General features: G+C 62.6%; 21 protein-coding genes, 2 pseudogenes and 1 riboswitch. Of the genes and pseudogenes, 11 read left to right on the forward strand and 12 right to left on the reverse strand.

Features of this window, described 5'->3' with window-relative positions; genetic code table 11:
- The first annotated feature begins 131 nt into the window (after positions 1-131).
- Positions 132-503 carry a hypothetical protein gene (locus B0G81_RS34935; protein ID WP_134141902.1) on the forward strand — a complete coding sequence of 124 codons (372 nt, stop codon included), beginning with the start codon at positions 132-134 and terminating at the stop codon, positions 501-503.
- 95 nt (positions 504-598) lie between these two features.
- Here the strand turns inward: B0G81_RS34935 and B0G81_RS34940 are convergent, their stop codons facing one another.
- Positions 599-1,030, reverse strand: coding sequence for a cupin domain-containing protein (locus B0G81_RS34940; RefSeq protein ID WP_134141904.1), 432 nt, complete (start codon positions 1,028-1,030; stop codon positions 599-601).
- Positions 1,027-1,710 (reverse strand): NAD(P)H-dependent oxidoreductase, encoded by a 684-nt coding sequence (locus B0G81_RS34945; RefSeq protein ID WP_134141906.1) that lies wholly within the window; start codon positions 1,708-1,710, stop codon positions 1,027-1,029. Before B0G81_RS34945 ends, B0G81_RS34940 begins: the two co-directional genes overlap by 4 nt.
- Before the next feature lie 235 nt (positions 1,711-1,945).
- Between B0G81_RS34945 and B0G81_RS34950 the strand changes: the two genes are divergently transcribed.
- The 5 genes from B0G81_RS34950 to B0G81_RS34970 all read left to right on the forward strand — a co-directional run bounded on the left by B0G81_RS34950 (position 1,946) and on the right by B0G81_RS34970 (position 7,270).
- Positions 1,946-2,383 (forward strand): MarR family transcriptional regulator, encoded by a 438-nt coding sequence (locus B0G81_RS34950; RefSeq protein ID WP_106281245.1) that lies wholly within the window; start codon positions 1,946-1,948, stop codon positions 2,381-2,383.
- 70 nt (positions 2,384-2,453) lie between these two features.
- The gene (locus B0G81_RS34955) at positions 2,454-3,971 is read left to right on the forward strand and encodes an efflux transporter outer membrane subunit (protein WP_134141908.1); all 1,518 of its coding nucleotides are present in this window, start codon (positions 2,454-2,456) and stop codon (positions 3,969-3,971) included.
- Positions 3,972-4,013: 42 nt separating this feature from the next.
- The gene (locus B0G81_RS34960; RefSeq protein WP_134141909.1) at positions 4,014-5,255 is read left to right on the forward strand and encodes an HlyD family efflux transporter periplasmic adaptor subunit; all 1,242 of its coding nucleotides are present in this window, start codon (positions 4,014-4,016) and stop codon (positions 5,253-5,255) included.
- Between the two features lie 81 nt (positions 5,256-5,336).
- A complete protein-coding gene (locus B0G81_RS34965) occupies positions 5,337-6,899 on the forward strand; it encodes a DHA2 family efflux MFS transporter permease subunit (protein WP_134141914.1) in 1,563 nt (520 codons plus the stop codon).
- 179 nt (positions 6,900-7,078) lie between these two features.
- The gene (locus B0G81_RS34970; protein ID WP_106281251.1) at positions 7,079-7,270 is read left to right on the forward strand and encodes a DUF2964 family protein; all 192 of its coding nucleotides are present in this window, start codon (positions 7,079-7,081) and stop codon (positions 7,268-7,270) included.
- Positions 7,271-7,403: 133 nt separating this feature from the next.
- Here B0G81_RS34970 and B0G81_RS34975 read toward each other — a convergent pair whose 3' ends face one another.
- Together B0G81_RS34975 and B0G81_RS34980 are read right to left on the reverse strand one after the other, a co-directional pair.
- Positions 7,404-8,099, reverse strand: a complete 696-nt coding sequence (locus tag B0G81_RS34975; RefSeq protein ID WP_134141919.1) for an HD domain-containing protein — start codon at positions 8,097-8,099, stop codon at positions 7,404-7,406.
- 407 nt (positions 8,100-8,506) lie between these two features.
- On the reverse strand, positions 8,507-9,571 hold the full coding sequence (locus B0G81_RS34980; protein ID WP_134141923.1) for a DNA-binding protein: 1,065 nt from the start codon (positions 9,569-9,571) through the stop codon (positions 8,507-8,509).
- Positions 9,572-9,736: 165 nt separating this feature from the next.
- On the opposite strand from B0G81_RS34980, the gene B0G81_RS34985 reads away from it, so the two are divergent.
- Positions 9,737-10,942, forward strand: a complete 1,206-nt coding sequence (locus tag B0G81_RS34985; protein WP_134141928.1) for a tyrosine-type recombinase/integrase — start codon at positions 9,737-9,739, stop codon at positions 10,940-10,942.
- A gap of 102 nt (positions 10,943-11,044) precedes the next feature.
- Here B0G81_RS34985 and ilvD read toward each other — a convergent pair whose 3' ends face one another.
- Together ilvD and B0G81_RS34995 are read right to left on the reverse strand one after the other, a co-directional pair.
- Complete coding sequence (ilvD, locus tag B0G81_RS34990) at positions 11,045-12,907, reverse strand: dihydroxy-acid dehydratase (RefSeq protein ID WP_134141934.1); 1,863 nt, start codon at positions 12,905-12,907, stop codon at positions 11,045-11,047.
- 272 nt (positions 12,908-13,179) lie between these two features.
- The gene (locus B0G81_RS34995; protein WP_134141938.1) at positions 13,180-14,256 is read right to left on the reverse strand and encodes a DUF1571 domain-containing protein; all 1,077 of its coding nucleotides are present in this window, start codon (positions 14,254-14,256) and stop codon (positions 13,180-13,182) included.
- Positions 14,257-14,428: 172 nt separating this feature from the next.
- Here B0G81_RS34995 and B0G81_RS35000 point away from each other — a divergent pair, with 172 nt between their 5' ends.
- Both B0G81_RS35000 and B0G81_RS35005 read left to right on the forward strand, forming a co-directional pair.
- Positions 14,429-15,166, forward strand: a complete 738-nt coding sequence (locus B0G81_RS35000) for a hypothetical protein (RefSeq protein WP_134141940.1) — start codon at positions 14,429-14,431, stop codon at positions 15,164-15,166.
- Positions 15,167-15,346: 180 nt separating this feature from the next.
- Positions 15,347-15,533, forward strand: a riboswitch (yybP-ykoY riboswitch).
- Positions 15,534-15,538: 5 nt separating this feature from the next.
- On the forward strand, positions 15,539-16,129 hold the full coding sequence (locus B0G81_RS35005) for a TMEM165/GDT1 family protein (RefSeq protein WP_106281264.1): 591 nt from the start codon (positions 15,539-15,541) through the stop codon (positions 16,127-16,129).
- 179 nt (positions 16,130-16,308) lie between these two features.
- On the opposite strand, the gene B0G81_RS35010 is transcribed toward B0G81_RS35005, so the two are convergent.
- The 5 genes and pseudogenes from B0G81_RS35010 to B0G81_RS35030 form a co-directional block, all read right to left on the reverse strand.
- A complete protein-coding gene (locus B0G81_RS35010; protein ID WP_106281266.1) occupies positions 16,309-16,782 on the reverse strand; it encodes a low affinity iron permease family protein in 474 nt (157 codons plus the stop codon).
- 312 nt (positions 16,783-17,094) lie between these two features.
- Positions 17,095-17,499: a GFA family protein gene (locus B0G81_RS35015; protein WP_134141942.1), complete on the reverse strand. Its 405-nt coding sequence runs from the start codon at positions 17,497-17,499 to the stop codon at positions 17,095-17,097.
- A 177-nt stretch (positions 17,500-17,676) separates the two neighbouring features.
- On the reverse strand, positions 17,677-18,096 hold the full coding sequence (locus B0G81_RS35020; protein WP_134141944.1) for a DUF1810 domain-containing protein: 420 nt from the start codon (positions 18,094-18,096) through the stop codon (positions 17,677-17,679).
- 106 nt (positions 18,097-18,202) lie between these two features.
- A pseudogene (locus B0G81_RS35025) lies at positions 18,203-18,322 on the reverse strand (ABC transporter substrate-binding protein); the annotation flags it as partial.
- A gap of 49 nt (positions 18,323-18,371) precedes the next feature.
- Positions 18,372-19,307 (reverse strand): LysR family transcriptional regulator, encoded by a 936-nt coding sequence (locus B0G81_RS35030; RefSeq protein WP_134141946.1) that lies wholly within the window; start codon positions 19,305-19,307, stop codon positions 18,372-18,374.
- A gap of 116 nt (positions 19,308-19,423) precedes the next feature.
- Here B0G81_RS35030 and B0G81_RS35035 point away from each other — a divergent pair, with 116 nt between their 5' ends.
- Complete coding sequence (locus B0G81_RS35035) at positions 19,424-20,281, forward strand: oxidoreductase (RefSeq protein ID WP_134141948.1); 858 nt, start codon at positions 19,424-19,426, stop codon at positions 20,279-20,281.
- Positions 20,282-20,300: 19 nt separating this feature from the next.
- Here B0G81_RS35035 and B0G81_RS35040 read toward each other — a convergent pair.
- Positions 20,301-21,159 (reverse strand): annotated as a pseudogene (locus B0G81_RS35040) (LysR family transcriptional regulator).
- Positions 21,160-21,263: 104 nt separating this feature from the next.
- On the opposite strand from B0G81_RS35040, the gene B0G81_RS35045 reads away from it, so the two are divergent.
- Positions 21,264-22,565: an aspartate aminotransferase family protein gene (locus B0G81_RS35045; protein ID WP_134141950.1), complete on the forward strand. Its 1,302-nt coding sequence runs from the start codon at positions 21,264-21,266 to the stop codon at positions 22,563-22,565.
- The last annotated feature ends 43 nt before the right edge of the window (positions 22,566-22,608 follow it).

The following is a 22,608-nucleotide window of genomic DNA, read 5'->3' on the forward strand; positions in this document are numbered from 1 at the left end:
CGTTTGCGCGGGCCGGGCGGGGATTGTTCGGGCGCGCGCAACAGTGTTTTCGGGTGGTGAGGCTGATCTCTTACGCGTGATTGCGGATAATTTCATCATTGGTCAATCCGCAAAAATTCTGCAGGTGATACATGTTCAACATTGTCTCAGGCCGCGTACCCGAACGGGGCGACGTATCCGGGGCGCTCGCGGCGCGAAACGCATTGTCGGGGCGCGCCCGTGCCTTCATCGCGGCGGTGGCCGCGTGCGCGAGTCTCGTGGGCTGCGCCAGTTCCAGCGACGTGGTCGCCACCGGCAAAGCCAATACTTATACGGTCGCGGCCAGCGCGACAGGCGGACGCCTCGCGTGGGCCCGCGCGCATGAGCATGCGATGAGCGAGGCGCGCGATTACTGCGAGCGTCGCGGCATGCAGGCCAGCGTGGTGACGGAAACCGTCAGCGGCGTGCAAGGGTTGACGGAGCATGGGTCGTCGATGAGTTTCGAATGTCATCCGAAGTTTTAGGCGCGGCGGGGGCGCTGCGAAGTCGGCAAGCAACTCGGGCGTAAGAATTCCCGCGCTCCTCCGCTTGCCGGTCAGGCGTCGACGTCAATGCAGTTTCACTTCTTGTCAAACGTAACCAGCTTCTTGTCTTTCGTATCGGCCACGAAAATCGCCAGCAGCCTGGCGGGTTCGGCATCGCTCGCGTTTTCGCTCACGGTGTGATGCACGCCGGGCTTCTCGGTCCAGTGCTCACCCGCATGGTAGACGCGTTCTTCGCCGTCGTTCACGCGGCTGCGGATCGCCCCCGACAGCACGTAGCCGACCACGAAAGCCTGGCCGTGCCGATGCGGCGTCGACTTGCCGCCGGGCGCATAGTCGACGACGAGCGCCGTCATCGTCTTGCCCGGCACGTTGGCGATCGCCTCGGTGAACGCGGGCGTGATCGTCTCGTGCGGCGCGCTTGCGTCAGCGGCGAATGCGGGTGAGGCAGCGCCGAAAAAGGAGAGGCCGACGAGCACGGCCGCCGCGCTCAGTGTGCGATTCTTCATGCTGTAACTCCTGACAAAGCGTGAATGGTTGCATTGCTCAAATCCGCTGACGACAACGCCCAGTTCGACGCCACCGCGTCCAGTTCGGCGCGTGCGCGCTGAAGCGCTTCGGCGCGCGCCTCGGGAATGGCAAACTGCAGCGGTTGGGCATCGACAAAGGTCGGATCGGCGACGCCGAGAAAGCCGAACGCGGCTCTCAGCGAAGGCGTGAGCGCATCCATGCCTTCATAAGGCGAACCCGCGCGCAAATCCGCGCCGCGGCTCGTGATGAAGAGCACTTTCTGACGTGAAAGCTGGCCGACCACGCGGCCGTCGTCCGCGCTCACATAGGTCAGGCCCGTACGCGTGATGCTGTCGATAAACGCCTTGAACGCGGAAGGCATCGACCAGTTGTACATGGGCATGGCGAAGACGAACGCATCGGCGTCGAGCAGGCGCTGGCACAGCGCATCCGAACCGGCCAGCGTCGCCTCCATGGCAGGCGTGCGATCCTGCGCGGCCGTGTACGTGGCGATGGCGAAAGCCTCGTTGACGTGCGGCGGGGTATCGATCGTGACATCCAGATAATCGACTTCGACCTGCGCGCCTTCTTCGCGCAGGCGTTCCAGAAAATAGCGGCTCAATGAGCGGGAGTTGGATCGCTCGCGCTTGGCGCTGGCGTCGACGTGCATGATCTTCATGATTTCCGTCCTTCCGTGAGTGACTGGGTGGTTTAGCGTGAGAGCAGATTAAATGCTCGAATGGCTTTGCGAAATGACCGATTTTCGGTAATTCAAGGTGACCACTTTGCGCACCTGCGGTAGCCAGCACGCAGCGGACTAGGGCATATAAATGAAACAGTCATGTGCCGGAAGCGATCCTTGCGGATATCTGACTTTGCAGATAAAGTTAAACGCACTGAACGAGGGGGCACGCATGAAGCACTACACGCCGGACAATTTCAGCCTGACGCTGAGCGTGGGTTTCTTGATCAACAAAGCACGCAACCTGTTGATCAACGAAATGGACGCCGCGCTGAAGGATCTGGACATCACCAGTCAGCAGATGGGCATTCTGCTTTCCATGCGCCGGGGTTTCGCCACCACGCCGTTCGAATTGTCGCGCTTGCTCGGCATCGACACCGGTTTGATGACGCGCATGCTCGACAAGCTGGAAATCAAGGGCTTGCTGGAACGCTCGCGCAGCATAGAAGACCGCCGCGTCGTTAACCTGAAACTGACGGAAGAGGGCGAAGCTGTCGCCGCGCGGCTTCCGGAGATCGCGCCGGTGGTGCTGAACCGCCGCCTGAAGAAGTTTACGAAAGCCGAATTCGAGGAATTGCGCCGTCTGCTGAACAAGTTTCTCGCGGAGTAGGCGAGGCCAGCCAAACATGCTGCGAACGCTCGCGGCAATTTTTTCAACCTTTTATTTGACAAGTCAGACAATGAAACCTCAGTTAATTCCACGGACAGCCGGCTCGCGGATCGCGAAGGCTGGTGTGACGGTGATCTTCGCGGCCGTACTGTCCGCTTGCGCGAATTACGCCGGTATCTCGAGCGACAAGCAGATGGCGCAAGCGCAGACCTACGCGACTCAACAAAGCATTCCGCAGGACAGCGGTCATTGGCCGGCCGCCGATTGGGCCGACCAGTTCGGCGACGCGCAACTGAAGGCCTTGCTCGTTGAAGCGCTGAAGGGCAATCCGTCGGTCGAGCAGGCCCGCGCCCGCGTCGCGGCGGCAGCCGCGTACAGCGACACGGCGAAGGCGAGTACCCTGCCGAAAGTCGGCGCGGACTATTCGCTGACGCGTCAGCAGTATTCGGGCACGGCGCTCGTGCCGCCGCCGTACGGCGGTTCGTGGCAAACGGAGAACAAGGGCTTGCTGTCCGCGTCCTACGATCTCGATCTGTGGGGCAAGAATCGCGAAGCGCTGAAAGCGTCGCTGTCGCAGCTGCAGGCGACCCAGGCGGACGAGGAAGTCGTCAAGCTGTCCCTCACGTCGGTCATGGCGCGCGACTACAACCAGCTTGCGCGGCTCTATGCGTTGCGTGACATCGCGCAGGAAGAAATCACGCAGCGCGAACAGATCGACCGCATTACCGCCGGACGCATCGCAACGGGCCTCGACACGCAAGTGGAGCGCAAGACGGCGCAGGCGAATCTCGCCACCAGCCGCGCGACGCTCGCGTCCATCGACGGCAGCATCGTCACGACGCGCTATCAGTTGGCCGCCTTGCTCGGCGCCGGACCGGACCGCGGTCTTGCCATCGCGCGGCCGACACTCGGCGTGGGCGACGAAGTGCGCCTGCCCGACAACCTGCCGGCCGATCTGGTGAGCCGCCGCCCCGACCTGGTCGCGGCGAAATGGCGCGTCGATGCGCTCACGCACGACGTCAAGGAAGCCAAGGCCGAGTTCTATCCCGACATCAACCTGAGCGCCGCGATCGGTCTCGACGCGTTCGGTTTCGGCCGTTTCCTGACGGCGGCGAGCCGCACGGCGTCGGTCGGCCCCGCGATCCATTTGCCGATTTTCGACGGCGGTCAGTTGCGCGCGCAACTGAAAGGGCGTTACGCCGATTTCGACTACGCCGTTGCCACTTATAACCAGACGCTGGTCACGGCCTTGTCCGAAGTCGCGACGCAACTCGCGCAAATCCGTTCGACGGACGAGCAGCTCGCCGATGCGCAAGCCGCCCAGCAAGCCGCCCGCGACGCCGATCAGTTGGCGCTCGTGCAGTACAAGGCCGGCCTCACGAATCAGCTGACGGTGCTCAACGCCGACACCACGGCGCTCGCCGCCGACCAGCAGGTCGCGAATCTGAAGATGAGCCGGCGCGATCAGCAGATCGCGCTGGCTGCGGCGCTTGGCGGCGGTTATGTCGATAACGCCGCTTCGCTCGCCAGCAGCGGCGCCGCCGTTCCCGCCGCCTCGGCCAATCCCGTCGTCGCCGCCGCGCGTTAAAGCGCCGTCGCGACACCTTGCCAAACTGTCAGGACCCACATCATGAGCGACACGATCAACACCAGCCGCAAGACGGCGGACGCGGACCAACCCCTGCAAACGCAGCCCCCCACGAGGCGCAAACTGCTGCTGTCCCTGCTGGCCGCCACCGTTGTACTGGCCGGCGCGGGCTACGGCGGGTACTACTACACGAGCGGGCGCTACTACCAATCTACCGACGACGCCTACGTGAGCGGCAACCTCGTGCAATTGACGCCGCAAGTGAGCGGCACAGTGGTCGCGGTCAACGCCGACGATACGCAGATCGTCAAGCAGGGCGCGCCGATCGTCACGCTGGATAACGCCGATGCGAAGGTCGCGCTGTCGAACGCGGAAGCGACACTCGGCCAGACCGTGCGGCAGGTCAGCGGCCTGTATGTGAACAACGATTTCTACGCGGCGACGGTCGCGCAACGTCAATCGGATCTGGCCCGCGCCATCGACGACCTGAAGCGCCGTCAGGCGGTGGCCGAAACAGGCGCGGTGTCCGGCGAGGACATCGATCATGCCCGCGACGCCGTCAGTTCCGCGCAGGCCGCGCTCGACGCCGCGCGTCAGCAGGCCGAGGCCAATCATGCGCTGACCGACCGCACGTCGATCGAACAGCACCCGAACGTGCAGGCTGCGGCCTCGAAAGTGCGCGACGCCTATCTGAGCTACGCGCGCAACACCTTGCCCGCGCCCGTGACCGGCTACGTCGCGCGCCGTTCGGTGCAGGTCGGCCAGCGCGTTGCGCCGGGCACCCCGTTGATGGCGATCGTGCCGCTCGACGGCGTGTGGGTCGACGCGAACTTCAAGGAAAGCCAGTTGAGGCGCATGCGCATCGGCCAGCCCGTCACGCTCACCGCTGACGTGTACGGCTCCAGCGTCAAGTATCACGGCCGGGTTGAAGGCTTCTCGGCGGGCACGGGCTCGGCGTTCGCTGTACTGCCCGCGCAGAACGCCACCGGCAACTGGATCAAGGTCGTGCAGCGTCTGCCGGCGCGGATCCTGCTCGATCAGAATGAACTGAACGCGCACCCGCTGCGCATTGGCCTGTCGATGCAGGTCGAGGTCGACACGCACGAGGAAACCGGCGCTCAACTCGGCGCGGCGGTCAACACCTCGTATCACACCGACGTATTCGCGCAGTACGGCGACGAAGCCGACGCGGAGATTGCCCGGATCATCGAGCAGAACATGCCGGCGAAGCACGCGGTGGCCGCGAGCCCCACGCAGAAAAACACCGCGCGCAAGGCCGGTTGAAGCCACGACCACCGAGCGCCGTTTTTTTTGCGCATTTAACTGATAAGTCAGATAGTTTTGCCTTCCTCGACAGGTGATGAAATGAATGCATCGACGCAGCCCGCCGCACTGCCGCCGCTAACCGGCGGCAAGCTGGTGCTGGCGACGCTCGCCGTGGCGCTCGCCACGTTTATGAACGTGCTGGACTCATCGATCGCGAACGTGGCGATTCCGACGATTGCCGGCAATCTCGGCGTGTCGGTGGACGAGGGCACCTGGGTGATCACGCTGTTCGCCGCCGCCAACGCCATCGCGATTCCGTTGACCGGCTGGCTCGTGCAGCGCGTCGGGCAGATCAAGCTGTTCGTCTGGGCGATTCTGTTGTTCGTGCTGTCGTCGTGGCTGTGTGGAATCGCGCCGAATCTGCCGGTGCTGCTCGCCGCGCGGATTCTGCAGGGCGCGGTGGCGGGTCCGTTGATCCCGTTGTCGCAAGCCATTCTGCTCGGCTCGTATCCCAAAGAGAAATCCGCGACCGCGCTCGCCTTGTGGGCGATGACCGCGACCGTCGGCCCGATTGCGGGTCCGGCGCTCGGCGGCTGGATTACCGACAGCTACTCGTGGTCATGGATCTTCTACATCAACATTCCGGTGGGCCTGTTCGCGGCCGGCGTGACGTGGGCGATCTACCGCACCCGCGAAACCCCGACGAAGCGCTTGCCGATCGACAAGGTCGGCCTGCTCTCGCTGATCGCATGGGTCGGCTCGTTGCAGATCATGCTCGACAAGGGCAAGGACCTCGACTGGTTCAACTCGCCGGTGATCGTGACCCTGACCGTGTTCGCGGCGATCAGCTTTGCGTTCTTCGTGATCTGGGAGCTGACTGAAAAGAATCCGATCGTCGATGTGCGCTTGTTCGGCAAACGCAATTTTCTCGGCGGCACGATTGCGATTTCGGTGGCGTACGCGGTGTTTTTCTCCAACCTCGTGCTGTTGCCGCAGTGGATGCAGGAGTATCTGAACTACCGTTCCGTCGACGCGGGTCTGGCCACCGCGCCGCTTGGCATCTTCGCCGTCATTCTCGCGCCGGTCATGGCGAAGATCATGCCGAAGTCCGATGCGCGGGTGCTGGCTACGCTGGCTTTCGTCGGCTTTGCCGGCGTGTTCTTCATGCGCTCGAACTACACCACCGGCGTGGATACGTGGACGCTGGTCCTGCCGACGCTGTTGCAAGGTATCCCGACCGCGCTCTTCTTCGTGCCGCTGACCGCGATCATTCTGTCCGGCCTCGCGCCCGACCGGATTCCGGCCGCGGCGGGTCTGTCGAACTTCGCGCGGGTGTTCGCCGGCGCGGTCGGCACGTCGCTGGCCTCGACGGGATGGAACGACCGGACGATCCTGCATCATGCGCAACTGGCCGAGCAGACGAGCGTGAATAATCCGACTTACACGGCTGCGCTGGATGCACTGCAAAGTACTTTGGGCGGCGGTCAGGCCCAGGCGATGGCGTTCTTCGAACGCTCGATGAATACGCAGGCGGCCATGCTGGGACTGAACGATATTTTCTGGCTGTCGGCGGTGATCTTCGTATTGATCATCCCGTTGATCTGGGTGACGAAACCGGATCGCTCCAGTTCCGCCGCGGCGGCGGGAGCGGGCGGTCATTGAAGGCGGCACGGGCGGCGAGCGGCATGGTTTCCCGTATTTACTAAGGCCTGTTCGCCGCCTACGATAGATTCAGATTTCGGGGTGGCGCGCAATCTGTTGGTATAAAAAATACCGTGCGCTTCGAGGTCTTACGTTGCTCCTGTGCGTCTTACGGCACTAACGTCTTGCGGGAGAGCGCCATGATTCGCGCCGAACGTCGGATTGTATTCGCGGCCATTGCGGTGTTCGTCGCGCTCGGCGGCATGGCGATGGTCATTCACGGCGTGCTGTTCGACACGCGCAATGCCATGTTATACGGCGGAATCTTGCTGGTGCTCGGCGTCGCCGTGCTGGCGCTGATGCTGACGCCACGACCGACGGATAGCTCCTGAAGTCACGCTGCCGCCAGCAAACAGAAATATTGCCAAGCCAACGAATGCGGCGCGCCACCGGTTTTTTCCGGTTGGCGCGCCTTGAGTTTTGCATCGGCCGGTCGGCAATTCGCCGCGCGTTTTGCGCAGATCGTTATTCCGCCGCGGCGCCGTGATGGCATCCCGCGTGATGGACGTGACCCGCCTGGCTGTCATCCCATGCCGAACCGAGAATGATCTTGCAGAAGTTCAGCCGCTTGTAGCTGGGATCTTTCATCTCCAGCACGTCGGCTTTGACGTTGCCGAAGGTGGTTTCAGGCTTGCTGATCGTGCCTTGCGCGAACGCGTCGATGATCAGGTTCTTGAAGTCCCGCTCGCGCGGATGCGCGGCCACCACGCTGACGCGTTGCGCGTCGTCGAACTCGTGGTAGCGCATGCCGAGCACGTCCATTTCGACGCCCGCGGTCACTAGCGAAACCACCGGCTTCAGATGCTCCGGAACACCCGGCGTGGTGTGAAGCGCGATCGACAGCCAGACCTGCTCGATGTCGTATTCGTCGACGCCATGACTCTTGAGAAAGTCGCGCGCCGCATTGGCGCCGTCGACTTCGAAGCGATCAGTCTTGCTGGCGTAGCCCGGCGTGAGGCCCATGTCATGAAACATCGCGCCGATATACAGCAACTCGGGGTCATACGCGAGCTTGCGCCGCGTACCGGTCAGCGCGCCCCACAGGAACACGCGGCGCGAGTGATTGAACAGCAGATCGTTTTCGGTGTCGCGGACCAGATCGGTTGCGGCTCTTGCGAGACGGCTGTCTGGAATGTGAATGCCGGCAATGGTCGTACTCATCGAATTTCTCCTGGACAAAGATAGTGCCTCGTGAGGCGGTGGACTTCGCGTCGTTCGGACAATGTCCATGCAGCCGTTTGAACGGTCGCTGTGAGCACCGTCCGGGGATGTCCAAGTATCTGTCGGAGTCGTATCGAGGGGAGGGGCAATCGACCGGCAAAGCGTGCCAGTGATACGTTGTTTGCTGCCAACCGCGCCTCGCCGAGGCATGGGCGGCCGGCTTGGCGCGCGCTGAACGCGTCAAGCGCTATCTGCGATAACCGGCAAGCAGACGGCGAGGGCGCCGTTCGACCCGATTGCGCAGCACACACGCCATGCCCGAGGTCACGCACATCGTGGCGATGGCTTGGCGTTGCGGTTCAAGCGCTGTGCGTCGCGTTCACGGCGCCGACTAACGAGGACAGGCTTCACCGGTCTTCCGCGCTTGATCTGCGAACCGCTGCGGCTTCCGTGAACTTCACATCGCGACGCACATCGCGCCTCCTGGCCGATGGAGCGCGGCGAGGAGAGGGCGAGAGCGTAGCAGCAGGGCGCCCGCTTTCCACCAACTGACGGGACAGCGTTTCAAGTTTCTTGCGAAGGAGCTCGCCCGCGGCTATCTGTTGGTCGAGCGCGATTTCGCGCGACGCCAGCTCTCGTTCGACGCTCGCGCAACGCGCCATCGACGTCGTCAACTGTGTTTTCGCCTCGGCAAGTGCATCGCGCAACTGATCGCGCTCGGCCTGATGGGCGGCTTGAGCCTCGGCCATCCGATTGATCGCCGCTTGCAACTCCTGGCGCGTCTGGCGTGCCGCCGTCCGCTCGCTGTCGATCTCCAGCAGCGCCCGCTTTTCAGTCGCGGCCAGGCGCTGTTCGCTCTGATCGTGCATGACTCGCAGCTTGCCCAATTCCTCGGCGAATTCACGTCGGGCGTCCGACAGCGCCGTGGACGCCGCCGCGCTTTCATTTCTGGACTGTGCAAGCTGATCTGCCAGCATGGTTTTGGCGGTTTCCAGTTCGACCAGACGCGCGAGCAGTTTCGCATTCTCCCTGCGGACGTCAGCCGCGTCGCGGGACGCCTGTTCACTGGCGGCGATCGCGGTGTCGCGTTCCGCAGCGGTTTGTTGTGCATGGTCCACTGCCGTGGCGATTTCGCGCTGGGCGTCCTGCTTGAAAACTTCCAGCGCGGCGCTGGCCGCGTCGCCGGCTAGCCGCCAAAGGGTCGCCGCCAGTTCGCCGGCGGCGCTTGCGACTTCCGGTGGCAAATCCGGTTGCCCGACGTCGACCCGCGTCTTGTCCCTGACTTCCGCCCAGAAATCCCGCAATGCCTTCGCCGGCGCGCTCATGCTGCCTTTGCGAACGAATTGATAGAGCTTGTTCGCTGTCGGCGTTTCGCCGTGACGGAAGAACATCAGCGCGCAAACCTCGCGATAGAGCTCCTGTGTGTCCGAGATGCGTTCACGGAGGGCTTCAATGTCGGCTTCAAGAGGCATGGGAATCCTTTGGCGGCTGATATGTCTTGATGTGTTGATAATACAACGTATAACGTTGAAAAACCAATTTATCACTATCCACTACACGACATTAGTACTATAATGTCGTGTAGTATGTAGCAGACGTTTTTTGTGTCGGACTTTGCCTCTGGAGCCTCCAAAACCGTGCCTGATGCCCAACTCGTCACCGTTCAGCCGGTCGAATTGCTTGTCGTTCCCGAAATTCTCGACGGTCGCGACGGCACGAACCGTGGCGCGGCCGGTGGCTCGCAGCTGTCCGCCACCAACGATCTCGACGCCGTCCGCGCCTGGCTGTCGAACTACGCCGACACGAAAACAACGTTCGATAACTACCGCAAGGAAGCTGAGCGGCTGCTGCTGTGGGCCGTCGTGCAACTCGGCAAACCGCTGTCGTCGCTGACGCATGAGGATCTGCTGCTGTTCAAGGGGTTTCTCGTTGATCCGCAGCCGGCGGCTCGCTGGGTGTCGAGCACGGGCGGCAAGTTTCCCCGCGGCGACGAGCGCTGGCGTCCGTTCAATGGGCCGCTGTCGCCGGCAAGCCAGCGTCAGGCGTTGATCATCCTGAATGCGATGTTCACGTGGCTGGTCAACGCAGGTTATCTGCGTGGCAATCCCATGGCACTGCTTCGACAGCGCGCCAAACGCTCGGCGCCGCGCGTAACGCGCTATCTATCGACGTCGCTGTGGGATGAAGTGAAGGTGTTTGTCGAGCAATTGCCGCGCGAGACGGCTGACGAGCGGGCCTATTACGCCCGCAGCCGCTGGCTGACGACACTTTTCTATCTGCAGGGCATGCGTATATCTGAAGTCGCCGGCGGGAAAATGGGGGATTTTTCCCGTCGACTAGGCGCCGACGGCAAGGATCAGTGGTGGCTCGAAACGCTCGGCAAAGGGAACAAGGAACGCATTGTTCCCGCTTCGCCCGAACTGATTCAGGAAATGCGGCTTTATCGAACTGAAAATGGCTTGGCGCCGCTGCCCACTCGCAGCGAAGAAACGCCCTTGGTGATTCCATTCAGAGGCCGCAACCGATGCTTGTCCCGTTCCGCCATTCACGACGCGATCAAGAGCATTTTTGGCAATGCGGCCAGCTGGCTGCGCTCGAAAGGCGCCGACTTTTCCGATCGGGCGGATGAACTGGAGCGAGCCTCGGCGCACTGGCTTCGACATACCGCCGGTTCGCATCAGGCGGACGGCGGCGTGGATCTGCGCACGATCCGTGACAACCTGGGTCACGTGTCGCTCAACACGACCAGCCTCTACCTCCATACCGAAGACGACACGCGCCATCGTGAGACGGTGGATCGTCACCGTATGAACTGGGATGAATCCAAGCCTGAGGGGAAGTGACGCCGATCCGGACGGCAGGCGCGCGGATCGACAGACACGCCCGCGCCTGTCGATCCGTTCCGGCTCCGGCCGCCCGACATCGAGCGCCAGAGCCGTTCCTCATCACTTGCGTTTGAGTTGCGAGAGATCCCGCACTGCGCCGCGGTCCGCCGAGGTCGCCAGCGCGGCGTAAGCCTGCAACGCTTGCGACACCACGCGTTCACGATTCGCCGGCTGCCAGGCCTTGTCGCCGCGAGCCTCCATGGCTTCGCGACGGCGCGCCAGTTCCGCATCCGACACCACCAGGTGCATCTTGCGGTTGGGAATGTCGATCTCGATCACATCGCCCTCTTCCACGAGGCCGATCGTGCCGCCTTCGGCCGCTTCCGGCGACGCATGCCCGATCACCAGCCCCGACGAACCGCCCGAGAAGCGGCCGTCGGTAAACAGTGCGCAGCTCTTGCCCAGTCCTTTGGACTTCAGATACGACGTGGGGTAAAGCATTTCCTGCATGCCGGGGCCGCCCTTGGGACCTTCGTAGCGGATCACGACCACGTCGCCCGCCACCACCTTGTCGCCCAGAATGGCTTCGACGGCGTCGTCCTGACTCTCGAAAACGCGCGCGCGCCCGGAGAAAATCCACTGCGATTCGTCGACGCCGGCGGTCTTGACGATACAGCCCTTCTCCGCGAGGTTGCCGTACAGCACGGCGAGGCCGCCGTCTTTCGAGTACGCGCTCTGCTTGCTGCGGATGCAGCCAGTGTTGCGGTCGGTATCCAGCGCGGCATACGTGGCTTCCTGGCTGAACGCAACCGTCGTGGGAATACCGCCCGGCGCCGCGCGGAAGAACTTCTGCGCTTCCTCGCCCGCGCCACCGGCGACGTCCCATTTGGCGATGGCGTTGCCCAGCGTGCCGCTATGCACGTTGCCGCACGACAGATCGAGCAGTTCCGCGCGGGCCAGTTCGCCAAGAATGCCGGGAATGCCGCCGGCACGATGCACGTCTTCGATATGGAACTTGTCGGTGGCGGGCGCCACTTTGCACAGGCACGGCACTTTACGCGAGATGCGATCGATGTCGGACATCGTGAAATCGACGCCACCTTCCTGCGCGGCGGCCAGCAGATGCAGCACGGTATTGGTCGAACCGCCCATGGCGACGTCGAGCGCCATGGCGTTCTCGAAGGCCTGCTTGCTGGCGATGCTGCGCGGCAGGACCGATGCGTCGTCTTCCTGATAGTAGCGGCGGCACAGGTCCACCACGAGACGGCCGGCCTGCTCGAACAGACCCTTGCGCCACGCGTGCGTGGCGACGATCGTGCCGTTGCCGGGCAGCGCCAGACCGATCGCTTCGGTCAGGCAGTTCATCGAGTTCGCGGTGAACATGCCCGAGCACGAACCGCACGTCGGGCACGCGCTGCGCTCGATCTCCGCCACTTCGGCGTCGCTCACGCGGGAGTCGCCTGCCTTGATCATCGCGTCGATCAGGTCGATCTTGGCGATCACCTGGCCGTCCGTCGGCGATTTGACCTTGCCCGCTTCCATCGGACCGCCGGAGACGAACACGACGGGGATGTTCAGGCGCATGGCGGCCATCAGCATGCCCGGAGTGATCTTGTCGCAATTGGAAATGCAGACCATGGCGTCGGCGCAGTGCGCGTTGACCATGTACTCCACCGAGTCGGCGATCAGTTCGCGTGAAGGAAGCGAGTACAGCATGCCGCCGTGACCCATGGCGATGCCGTCGTCGACGGCGATGGTGTTGAATTCCTTGGCGACGCCGCCGGCCGCTTCGATTTCCTTCGCGACCAATGCGCCCAGGTCGCGCAGATGCACATGGCCCGGCACGAACTGCGTGAACGAGTTCACCACCGCGATAATCGGCTTGCCGAAATCACCGTCCTTCATTCCGGTGGCACGCCACAAGGCGCGCGCGCCGGCCATGTTGCGGCCATGGGTCGAAGTTTTCGATCGATAGTCAGGCATCTGTGTCCTTCAGGTATGGGGGTCGTCAAAATTGGAATTGTGCCCAGACCGGCCGCTGCGCCCTTCGCGGGCAGCGACGCCACCGCGTTTGCACGCAGGCGGCCGCCGGCGTTGACGCGCGCGCGTGGCTGGGAAGGTACGAATAGTGCGAGAGGACGGCTAAGACGTCCAATATATTTTTCCGGCGCAATTAGGTCGGAAAAGATATTACTAGACGATGGGGCGAGACGGGCGCTCGGCCGTCTCTTGAACGCTGCGCGCCGTGCGCGGCGTCAACGGAAACCGTATTCGGGATTACGTCGGTCGAAATCCGTTTCGCTCCAGTGGCGCGGCACGACGTCTTCGAAGCGGATCAGCTCCAGCAGGCCGCCCTGCTCGTCCCACGCGGCTTCGCCGCTGGGCCATGTGTGCTGAAGGTCGAACAGGAGCCGCACCCGTGGTGCGTAATGCGCGGGCGGTCCCGACGGAGCCGTCCATGTCCACGCCAGCAACCGCGTGCCGTGCGCGTTCATGAGTTCGATGCGGCTCGGCTTTTCGCTGAGCCCCTCTTCACGAAAACTGCGCGCATCGTGCTCGACGGTGCGGGCGATGAACTGCAAGCCCAGATCCCGGACACTATGGCGTGACTGCGCGTGCGCGAATGGACCGTCGACGGCGACTTTGCCCGACACGACATGCAGCCGGCCGCCAAGATGGCCGACGATGCTGTCGGGGTCCGTGGTTTCGTCGTAGACAATCTCCTGTCCCGCATGGGCGCCGCCGGGCAGCCATTTTGCGTAGACTCTTCGCGGGCTGTCCTGATATCGGATCACCATGTGATCGGGCCGCTCCGGCCATCTTCCTGAGACGCGCTCCTGCCGGAACATGCTGTATTCGTAGGCGTCGTCAGGAATCATCTCGGTCTTCGCGTACTCGACGAAGGCGTCGGGCTTCATCGCGTCCATCAAGGCAAGGATCTGATCGTCGGTCAAAGTCAGTATCGAGTGGTTTTCGATCCGCGTGCGTAGCGACGCCGCCTGTTCGCGAGCCGGGAGACAGCGGAACTCGTCGATGTCCGCATTCACGGTATGCGACGCGCCGGCATCCACACATCCCGCCGATGTGGCGGACGAAGCCGGCGCCGTCGGGCTGGCCGGTTGCGCAAACGCGCCCGTCGCGACAGCCAGGCAGGTCAATGCGAGCACGTACAGCAACAGCCGCGCGATTGCGGGGCATCTTGCAGCAGGCAGAATGCGCCCGCGTACCGGATGATCGGAAATGCCAGATCCGCAAAACGTCATGGTTCGATCCGTGCTGATTGACCGGCGGTTGAAGGGTTGCCCGAGCATGTTGCATGCGTCGATCGCCATGGGCCGCCCCGCCCTGATGCCGGACTCGAATGACCCGGCGTCGATAACCTGAATAAACGGCTCGCGGCGTCGCGCTATTCCAATCGTGTGACGTAAAGGGTTGCGCGAAAGATGGAATAGGCGGCGGCGCCGGATCGTTTAGACAGCATGTCCGAATCAATGGCAGACATCAATGAACATTCGACAGCAGCAAATCGTTCGGCCTGTCGGCGCAGCGCTGCTGACGGCATCCGTCGCGTGGCTCGCGGGTTGTGGAGGCGGAGGTGGTGGCAGCGGCGCCTCGATGGTTTCGATCGGCGGCACGGCGGCAACGGGTAAAGCGCTGGCGAACGCGACGATCAAGATCGACTGCGCGCGAGGCTCGATGTCGGTTGCAGCGGATGCGAACGGCAACTTTCACGCGACGCTCGGCGCCGTGATGCCATGCATGATCGCCGCGACTTCAGGCGTGACGATGCTGCATTCCGTTGCGTTCGCCGGCGGCACATACAACGTCACGCCGGAGACGGATCTGCTGGTGTCGTATCTGGCGGCGCAACTCGGCACGAATGAAAGCGGGCTGACAGCCGGCTTCCCAGTGAACTCACAGTTCCAACAGGTGCTGGCGAACCAGACCGACGTCCTGACTGCGCAGGCCGCGGTCGTTCAGAATCTGCGGCAGACGTACGGTGTGACGCTATCCACGCCCAATTTCCTGACCACCGCCTTCACTGCCGGTCAACCGGGCGAGGACAGCGATCTCGAAGCACTCCTCGCGCGCGGCGTCATCGACGCGAATGGCGAACCGGACACCGCCGCCGTCGCATTGATGACGTCGGCGGGCGCGGCACATCCGTTAATGACAGCGCCGAATAGCGGCACGGGCGGAGCCGGAGTCGGCGGCCTCGGAAGCATGGGCGGCATGATGTGAGATGCCGCTCGGCCGGGTAGTCATACTCAAGTCTCCGTTTAGCGCGTTGACCTTGCGCGAATTCAGACTTTTCGAGTCCGCCGATCTCGACGATACGCGCGAGCGCATCTCCGGTGTGATTTTCATGCAGCAATCGGAAAGTTGACGATTTGCCTTACTCGACCGAGACACTGTAGAATCGCCCCTCTCATTGGGGAGTAGCCGCCTCGACCGCAATGCTCGAGGGTGCCCGTCAACATACTTGGTGGTCGACAGACCGCCATGGCGCGCACAGCACTATGCCTGGCAAGACCGGTGACTCGCATTCCGACCTGACCGGGTCGCCGGAATGCGTGTCATCGCGTACTGACTGCGCGGCCCGGCCCACAACCTATGCAATCGTTCCTCGTTTCGACCAGCGTGGTCGGTCTAGCCGAAATCGGCGACAAGACCCAACTGTTGTCTTTGGTGCTGGCAGCCAGATATCGCAAACCCATTCCGATCATTCTCGGCGTCTTTGTCGCAACCCTCATCAATCATGCCGCGTCCGGCGCATTGGGCGCATGGCTTGCCAGCGTTCTGAGTCCCTCGATCCTGAACTGGGCAGTCGTCGCATCGTTTGCCGTCATGGCCGTCTGGATTCTGATTCCCGACAAACTCGACGGTGCCGAGGCGGTGTCGACCACGCATCCGATGGGCGTGTTCAGCACCACGGCGCTAACGTTCTTTCTCGCTGAAATGGGTGATAAGACGCAGGTTGTCACGATCGCTCTGGCCGCTCGATTTCACGAATTCTTCGGGGTGGTCGCCGGCACCACGCTGGGCATGATGCTGGCCAACGTGCCCGTCATCTACCTGGGTCATAAGTTCGCTGACCGCCTGCCGACCAAAGCGGTCCACATTCTGGCGGCCATCATCTTCGTCGTCCTGGGCGGCTTTGCTCTCAGGACGGCGCTGTATCCGCACGAGCACCCGCTGTTCTAGTTCGAAGGGTGGTTGATATGCGTGCGGCGCGCGTGCGACAAAGCGCGAGGGAGGCATCGCCGAAGTATCTCGGCGTGGCGTTTGCCTTCGAAAAAAACGGCGCCGCACGGTTCCGAACTTGGTAATGGCAAGCGTGCTTGTATCGGGCGATGGGTAGACAGTCAGTGCGTGGGTCGCACTCAGCGGCCCTTGTTCTGAGCATCGCCAGCGGACTGAGTCGACAAACGTAGGTAAGCTGCCGCAAGTCTTCGGATTTCTTCCTCGGACGCGTCCTCGATACCGATCAGATTGTTGTTCGCTGCCCGATGCGAGGACAGCAGTTCATTCAGCTTCAGATGCAACGCGACGCTGTCCTTGTTCTGGCTCTGCTGAATCAGAAATACCATCAGAAAGGTGATGATGGTGGTGCCGGTGTTGATGACCAGTTGCCATCCGTCCGAGTAGTGGAAGATGGGCCCTGTCACGACCCAGGCGACCACTGTCAGCACGGCAAGGCAGAACGCCGCGGGTGAGCCGGCCCATCGCGTGACGAGGCTTGCAAAACGGTCGAACACGCGCGTTAAGGGATGACGGCCGGCATAGGCGGGGCTCGACGTGTCTGGAACGGTGTCGAGTTCGTCAGTGGGCGAAGGCGCGCCAGGTTGTGTAGTCATGAGCGGCTCCAGAAGGTTGGCGTGTCTTCCCCCTCCGCAAACTTCATGCCGCTTTTGGTTGAATCGTTTGCGGCGATAGAGATGCCCGTCGGCATTAATCGCCTGGTTTCATCTGCACCCATGCGGATCGCGCTTTGGCAACCGACCTTGTAGTTCTTACCCGGCGACAGCAACTCGCAAATGCCCATAACGGCGGGATTACTTGACGCCTAATCAAAGCGAGCACACTGAGTTAGACACCCGCCGACGCCGACGACCGTAGCGTCCACGCCGCAAAACTATCACTCTGCCCTTATCGCTTTCGTGCGAGCGTCATGCTCTGCCTTCGCTATATTCGGCACGCACCCCCGCGGGCAGCCAAGGCTCTTTGTGGCAACACCAAAGCTCATAGCTCGGCTCATACAGGCCCACACGGTCAAAGGCTCCAAGCGGAAGATCCAGCTCGTCGCTGTCGTTGCTTTCCATGAAAGCGACTGACCCGCATGTCGCGCAGAAATGCCTTCGCGCCCCGGGCGAACTTTGCCATGCCTGCGTAGAACCGGACAACTCCACAGCGCCTCGCTCGAACATGGCGTATCCGCCAAACACGTTGCCATGTATTCGCCGACATGTCATGCAGTGACATATCGACACTCGCCGGGGGCGCGCCGTGACGCGAAACCGCACCGCGCCGCACGCACATCCGCCGGTTTGTTCGACTGATTCACTCTGCCTCATCACTACGCCCTCCTTCGGAGTCCGAGTGCCGCGCGCCATCCTTTACTTGTCGCTCTTCTCTGCTTCGGAATCTTCGCGCCCGATGTGCGCGCCTGGTTTGGACGTGCGGCTGAACGGTTTTCAATCGAGCAAACGATATGCCAGTCGCCGCTAGACCCGCCGCCTGGCAACCGCCTGCTAGACGCGCTCTAACGTCAGCGGATCGGGTTGGCCGTGGAAATATTTCCTGAGTGCTTCAGCAAAAGGTTCTTTGTCGATCGCCGCATGGTCGAACAGTGTCATCGACGAGTGAAACTTCAGGTAATCCGGATACCCGAAAATGTCCTCTATCGAACGGCCTTCGACAAGGTTGACGTACTGCGTCGTTTGCCTCAGGCGTTCACCCAGAACTGGATGGCGCAAGTAAGCATCGGCCTCGGCCAACGACGAAATCGCGAACCTTTGCGCCGTCGCACTCGTTCCAAGCCCCTCGATCTGTGGAAATACAAACCACATCCAATGGCTTCGCTTGCGCCCGTCGCGCAGTTCGGCACAGACCTGTGCATAGAGCGGATCCTGTGCGTCGATAAAGCGCTGAAGCTTGAAAGGGTCGTCCATTTCGCTCTCCGTTCACACTGAGTAGAACCCACGTGTCAATGTCGACGTCGCCAAGCTGCTGCTCGATTGAAACGCCCGCCACCGCCGCGCGTGGTCGCCGCGTTCACTAGCCATAAACGTCGAAGTCAAAATACTTCTTCGCAATCCCGTCGTCCGTGCCGTCCGCGCGCGTGTCGGCGATCACCTTGCCGATTTTATCCTTCGGATCGATGTCCTCGTTGCGCAAAACCGATTTCGGCGCCCCTGATCGCTCGCGTCGACACCGAAGCGCACGGTCAGCGGAGCGCGTGCAGTTCGGACGGCTCGAAATAGAAATTCGTGTTCCCCGCAAGGCGCGCGACCATGAAGTCGATAAATGTCCTCACTCGCAACGGCTGTTCGGTCCGATGGCGATAGTAGATATAGACCGCCTCGCGCTGCGTGACGTGTTGGGCCAGCAACGGAACCAGTTGGCCGTTTCTGATCGGCGCGGTGGCTGAAAAGCTGCCGAGCTGACCAATGGCGGATCCGGCGATCACGGCAGCCGTTTCGGCGTCGGTGTCGTTGACGCACAAAGTCGTTGCCATGTCGCGATAAACGATTTCATCCCCGATCAGGAATTCCCACGGGGCCTGCTTGCCTGTATTCGCGCGCCGGTATCCCGTGCAGCGGTGACCGTCGAGTTCGTCGATCGTGCGCGGCGCGCCATGGCGCTCAATATAAGCGGGTGACGCGCAGACGATCAACTGGATCGGCAAGAGCCGGCGCGCGATGCTGCCGCCGGACGGCGGAGACCCGCCACGAAAGCCCACATCGGCACGTTCGCCGATGAGGTCGGTGAAGCGGTCGTCGAATTGCACATCGAGCTGGACGTTTGGATGCAGTTCGGCGAATTCCAGAAAGTAAGGCCACAGCACTACGTGCCCCATTGCCCGTGGCGCGCTCACGCGCAGCGGCCCCGCAATCTCCGCTTTTGAGCGGCGCGCGTCGTCGAGTGCGGACGACAGGACCGCCAGCGCGGGCGTCACCGTGTCGAACAGGCCTTGCCCCTCCTCGGTGAGACTCAGCTTGCGCGTGGTCCGATGAAAGAGCCGCACGCCGAGCTCCTTCTCCAGTTGCATCACAGCGTGGCTCGCGGCCTGCGGGGAGATGCCCTGGTCCACGGCCGCCTTGCGCAGGCTGCCGAGCGTCGCCGCCCGGGTGAATATGGTGATCGCGCGAACTTCGTTCACCGGAGACCCCATTCGCAAATTAAAGTTGATTATCAGTCTAGCAATCTACGCCTAGTTCGTGCGAATCGATGCTCCTATGATCCGTTCACACCCACCCCGAACGCAGGAGAAACATCATGGTCGAGCTTACGAACAACAGCTTCAAGCGTGTCTGGTTCATCACGGGCGCGTCGCGCGGCTTCGGCGCGCTGATCGCCGAAGCGGCACTGGCTGACGGCAATGCGGTGGTTGCCGCCGGCCGCAATGTCGCGGCGATCGTCAAGCGCCTCGGCGACTCGCCGGCGCTGCTGCCCGTGGCGCTGGACGTCACGGACCAGGCGCAGGCGAAAGCCGCGGTTCAAACCGCGCTCGACACATTCGGCCGCATCGACGTTCTGATCAACAACGCGGGATTCGGCCTGCTCGGCGCGATCGAGGAGTCCACCGACGCGGACGTGCGCCGCATGTACGACACCAACGTGTTCGGGTTGCTGAGCGTCACGCGTGCCGTGCTGCCGGTGATGCGCTCGCAGCGCGCCGGGCACGTCGTCAATATGTCGTCGGTCGGCGGCTATCGGTCCGCCGCGGGCTTCGGTGCGTACTGTTCGACGAAGTTCGCGGTCGAAGGCCTGACCGAAGCGCTGTACGCCGAATTGAAACCGCTCGGCATTCACGCGACGGTCGTCGAACCGGGTTACTTCCGGACTGACTTTCTCGATGCGTCATCGCTCGTCGTCGCGCGCGAGGTCATTGCGGACTACGACGCGACATCGGGCCATGTGCGCCGCCTCGCAGCCGACATGAATCACAACCAGCCGGGCAATCCCGCGAAGCTCGCCGCGGCGATGCTCGAACTGGTCGATGCGCAAACGCCGCCACTGCGTCTGCCGCTCGGCACCGACACGCTGAAGGCCATCGCCGAGAAGAATGCTTATGTCGAGCAGGAAACTGCGACTTGGAAAGCGCTGGCGTCATCGACTGACTTCGGCGCTTGATGCCTGAAGGTCAGATCGATCACAGCAACGGCAGCGTCAGCCGGATGTGCTCCGCGAATGCCGTGACCAGATGGGCCGGACGCTTGCGCTCGAACTTCAGCGTAATGCCTATGGTGGGCAAAGGCGGCAGCGCGGGGTCGCCACTGAGTATGGAGAGATCCGGAGCGACGGCAGTCTGCGTGATGACGGCGACGGGCCTGCCCGGAGCGCACCAGCGCCGTGAGCCCGGCAAGACTGCTGCTCGCATACGCGATGCGGTACGCCCGGCCCGCGCGTTGCAGCGCTTCGCAGGCCGCCACATGGTCGAGCGTGTCCGGATCGGAAAGCGCCAGCGGCAACGGGTCGAAGCCCGCGCAATCCAGTCCCGGATAGCCGACCCAGACGAGCGGCACACGGCGAATGATGTCGTCGCTCGGGGCGCCTTCCGGCAACGAGATCATGGCAAGGTCCAGCGCACGCATCTCCAGTTGCTCGAGCAAGCGCGGCGTCGGTGCGCAAATCACCTCGACCAGTGCATGCGGATGCCGGCTCGAAAACTGACGCAGCAAATGCGGCAGGAAAACGGCGGCGTAGTCGTCCGGGCAACCGAAGCGGATCGTGCCCGACAGCCCCTTGCCGGACAGATCGGCCATCGCCTCGTCATGCAGCCGCAGAATGCGTTGGGCGTGGATCAGCAGGCGTTCGCCTGGATTCGTCAGCACGACCCCACGACCTGTGCGCTGGAACAACGGCTGATCGACGATTTCTTCGAGGCGCTTCATCTGCTGACTCAGCGCCGACTGGGTCCGGCCGATCCGGTTCGCCGCGCGACTGAGCGCCCGAACTTCGGCGACGACGGTAAAAGAACGCAGCAGATCGATTTCGAGTGAAAGGCTCAAGGTATTAGGCCCGCTTCTATCTTCGATAAGAACTATTCGATTCTATGAGACCAGAGCGCCATCTAGACTGCAAGTTATTCCCGCTAGCCGTCAAGGAGAAGCAAGTGTCGCGAAACAATGATGCAGATTTCTGGCGCAACGCCAAACAACACCTGATCCGCTATGGCGGCACCTTCGAGCCGATGATCATCGAGCGCGCCCAGGGCAGTTTCGTCTATGACGCGGACGGCCGCGCGATTCTGGATTTCACCTCCGGCCAGATGAGCGCGGTGTTGGGGCACAGTCATCCGGAAATCGTCTCGGTCATCAACGAATACGCGGGCAAGCTCGACCATCTCTTCAGCGGCATGCTGTCGCGGCCGGTGGTGGACCTCGCGACTCGCCTCGCCGACATCACGCCTGACGGACTCGACCGCGCGCTGTTGCTCAGTACGGGCGCGGAGTCGAACGAGGCCGCCATTCGCATGGCGAAGCTGGTCACGGGCAAATATGAAATCGTCGGGTTCGCGCAGTCATGGCACGGCATGACAGGAGCAGCGGCATCCGCCACGTACAGCGCCGGTCGCAAGGGCGTCGGTCCGGCCGCTGTCGGCTCGTTCGCGATCCCCGCACCGTTCCTGTACCGGCCGCGTTTCGAGCGCCATGGCGAATACGATTATCTGGCGGAACTGGACTATGCGTTCGATCTGATCGATCGTCAGTCCAGTGGCAATCTGGCCGCCTTCATCGCCGAGCCGATCCTCAGTTCCGGCGGGATCATCGAACTGCCGGAAGGCTACATGGCTGCGCTCAAGCGCAAGTGTGAAGAGCGCGGCATGCTGCTGATCCTCGATGAAGCGCAAACGGGCGTCGGCCGCACGGGCACGATGTTCGCCTGTCAACGCGATGGCGTCACGCCTGACATTCTCACGCTATCGAAGACACTGGGCGCCGGTCTGCCGCTCGCGGCCGTCGTGACATCCGCGCAGATCGAGGAGCGCGCCCATGAGTTGGGTTACCTGTTCTATACGACGCACGTATCCGATCCTCTTCCTGCCGCCGTCGGTTTGCGGGTGCTGGATGTGGTCGAGCGCGAGGGGCTGGTTGCGCGTGCGAATCTGATGGGCGCGCGACTCAAACGCGGCCTGCTGGATCTGATGGAACGCTTCGACTGCATCGGCGATATTCGCGGCCGGGGACTGTTGCTGGGAATGGAAATCGTCAAGGACCGCCGCACGAAGGAGCCGGCGGATGGGCTTGGTGCGAAGATCACGCGCGAGTGCATGAACCTGGGGCTGAGCATGAACATCGTGCAGTTGCCCGGCATGGGCGGCGTGTTCCGGATCGCCCCTCCGTTGACCGTTCACGAGGATGAGATCGACCTCGGCCTGGACCTGCTAGGGCGGGCAATCGAGCGTTCGCTGTAGGTCAGCGCCTTCTGGATCCGGTCGGATCCGGGCTCGAGGTCGC

The organism is Paraburkholderia sp. BL6665CI2N2 (genome assembly GCF_004366535.1).
Lineage (GTDB): Bacteria > Pseudomonadota > Gammaproteobacteria > Burkholderiales > Burkholderiaceae > Paraburkholderia.

Coding starts and splice junctions, on each gene's coding strand:
- B0G81_RS35005 (WP_106281264.1), top strand. CDS start 15,539: ATGCAATCGTTCCTCGTTTCGACCAGCGTGGTCGGTCTAGCCGAAATC.
- B0G81_RS34955 (WP_134141908.1), top strand. CDS start 2,454: ATGAAACCTCAGTTAATTCCACGGACAGCCGGCTCGCGGATCGCGAAG.
- B0G81_RS34935 (WP_134141902.1), top strand. CDS start 132: ATGTTCAACATTGTCTCAGGCCGCGTACCCGAACGGGGCGACGTATCC.
- B0G81_RS35035 (WP_134141948.1), top strand. CDS start 19,424: ATGGTCGAGCTTACGAACAACAGCTTCAAGCGTGTCTGGTTCATCACG.
- B0G81_RS34965 (WP_134141914.1), top strand. CDS start 5,337: ATGAATGCATCGACGCAGCCCGCCGCACTGCCGCCGCTAACCGGCGGC.
- B0G81_RS35000 (WP_134141940.1), top strand. CDS start 14,429: ATGAACATTCGACAGCAGCAAATCGTTCGGCCTGTCGGCGCAGCGCTG.
- B0G81_RS35020 (WP_134141944.1), bottom strand. CDS start 18,096: ATGGACGACCCTTTCAAGCTTCAGCGCTTTATCGACGCACAGGATCCG.
- B0G81_RS34945 (WP_134141906.1), bottom strand. CDS start 1,710: ATGAAGATCATGCACGTCGACGCCAGCGCCAAGCGCGAGCGATCCAAC.
- B0G81_RS34950 (WP_106281245.1), top strand. CDS start 1,946: ATGAAGCACTACACGCCGGACAATTTCAGCCTGACGCTGAGCGTGGGT.
- B0G81_RS34995 (WP_134141938.1), bottom strand. CDS start 14,256: ATGGCGATCGACGCATGCAACATGCTCGGGCAACCCTTCAACCGCCGG.
- B0G81_RS34980 (WP_134141923.1), bottom strand. CDS start 9,571: ATGCCTCTTGAAGCCGACATTGAAGCCCTCCGTGAACGCATCTCGGAC.
- B0G81_RS34960 (WP_134141909.1), top strand. CDS start 4,014: ATGAGCGACACGATCAACACCAGCCGCAAGACGGCGGACGCGGACCAA.
- B0G81_RS35010 (WP_106281266.1), bottom strand. CDS start 16,782: ATGACTACACAACCTGGCGCGCCTTCGCCCACTGACGAACTCGACACC.
- B0G81_RS35015 (WP_134141942.1), bottom strand. CDS start 17,499: ATGAGGCAGAGTGAATCAGTCGAACAAACCGGCGGATGTGCGTGCGGC.
- B0G81_RS34940 (WP_134141904.1), bottom strand. CDS start 1,030: ATGAAGAATCGCACACTGAGCGCGGCGGCCGTGCTCGTCGGCCTCTCC.
- B0G81_RS34970 (WP_106281251.1), top strand. CDS start 7,079: ATGATTCGCGCCGAACGTCGGATTGTATTCGCGGCCATTGCGGTGTTC.
- B0G81_RS34975 (WP_134141919.1), bottom strand. CDS start 8,099: ATGAGTACGACCATTGCCGGCATTCACATTCCAGACAGCCGTCTCGCA.
- ilvD (WP_134141934.1), bottom strand. CDS start 12,907: ATGCCTGACTATCGATCGAAAACTTCGACCCATGGCCGCAACATGGCC.